This is a genomic window from Pontitalea aquivivens, assembly GCF_046507575.1.
Classification (GTDB): domain Bacteria; phylum Pseudomonadota; class Alphaproteobacteria; order Rhodobacterales; family Rhodobacteraceae; genus Pontitalea; species Pontitalea aquivivens.
The window spans coordinates 1-1408 of the sequence record NZ_JBKFEY010000078.1; the positions used below are offsets into that span (position 1 = coordinate 1).

At 67.3% G+C, this 1408-nt stretch carries 2 protein-coding genes; both read right to left on the reverse strand.

The window, feature by feature from the left end; all coding sequences use genetic code 11:
• Positions 1-7 precede the first annotated feature (7 nt).
• Entirely contained in the window at positions 8-928 is a 921-nt protein-coding gene (locus ACK8OU_RS20155) for an electron transfer flavoprotein subunit alpha/FixB family protein (RefSeq protein WP_410305116.1), read from the reverse strand.
• Positions 928-1408, reverse strand: a 481-nt coding sequence (locus tag ACK8OU_RS20160; RefSeq protein ID WP_410305117.1) for an electron transfer flavoprotein subunit beta/FixA family protein, incomplete at its 5' end; no start/stop codon positions are given. The genes ACK8OU_RS20155 and ACK8OU_RS20160, both read right to left, overlap by 1 nt.

Sequence of the window (1408 nt, forward strand, 5' to 3'; positions counted from 1 at the left end):
CATGCCCTCACACCTTTGCGGTCAGTTCCGGCACTGCTGCGAACAGATCCGCGACCAGGCCATAGTCGGCGACCTGGAAGATCGGGGCCTCTTCGTCCTTGTTGATCGCGACGATAACTTTGCTGTCCTTCATGCCGGCCAGGTGCTGGATCGCGCCGGAAATACCGACCGCGATATACAGGTCCGGCGCCACGACCTTGCCGGTCTGGCCGACCTGCCAGTCGTTCGGGGCAAAGCCACTGTCCACCGCCGCGCGGGATGCGCCCACCGCCGCGCCCAGCTTGTCGGCCAGCGCGCCGATCAGGGCAAAATCCGCCTCGGACCCGACGCCGCGACCGCCCGACACCACGATCTTGGCGCTGGTCAGTTCGGGCCGGTCCGATGCCGCGACCTTGTCTTCGACCCAGGCCGACAGGCCCTTGTCGCCCGCGGGCGACACCGTCTCAACCGGGGCTGCGCCGCCGGTGCCCGCCGCCTCAAACGACGCGGTGCGCACCGTCAGAACCTTGACCGGGTCTGCCGATTTCACCGTCTGGATCGCGTTGCCGGCATAGATCGGGCGTTCGAACGTGTCGGCATCGACGACCCCGGTCACATCCGACAAAATCATCACATCGAGAAGTGCCGCGATCCGCGGCAGGGCATTTTTCGCCGCCGCGGTCGAGGGCGCGACGATATGCGTGACCCCGCCGGCCAGCGACAGGACCAGATCGGCCAGCGGCTCGGCCAGGGCATGGGCCGCGTCGTCGGCCACAAGCACCCTGGCCACGCCATCCAGACCCGCCGCCGCGGATGCCGCCACATCCACGCCCGACCCCGCGACCAGAACCGTCACCGGACCCAGCGCCTTCGCCGCCGACAGCGCCTTGGCCGTCGCGTCCAGCGCCAGGTCGCCGCCATTCACCTCTGCAATCAGAAGAACCGACATCAGATCACCCCCGCGTCTTTCAATTTGCCCACCAGCTCATCGACCGAGGCCACCCTGATCCCCGCCGACCGGCCCGCCGGTTCCGCCGTTTTCACGACGGTCAGCCGCGGCGAAACGTCCACGCCGTAATCGGCCGCGGTCTTTTCTTCGAGCGGTTTCTTCTTTGCCTTCATGATGTTGGGCAGGCTGGCATAGCGCGGCTCATTCAGCCGCAGGTCCGCCGTCACGATCGCCGGCAGCTTGACCGAAATGGTCTGCAGCCCGCCGTCAACCTCACGCGTCACCTTCGCCGTATCGCCCTCGACCACCAGTTCCGAGGCAAAGGTCGCCTGGCCCCAGCCCAGCAGCGCCGCCAGCATCTGGCCCGTCGCGTTCATGTCATTGTCGATCGCCTGCTTGCCCGCGATCACCAGGCCGGGCTGTTCCTCGGCCACGACCTTGGCCAGGATCCTGGCCACCGCCAGCGGTTCGATGTCCTGG

Bases quoted from the DNA above. Each gene is read 5' to 3' on its own strand.
- ACK8OU_RS20155 (WP_410305116.1), bottom strand. From the start codon at position 928: ATGTCGGTTCTTCTGATTGCAGAGGTGAATGGCGGCGACCTGGCGCTG.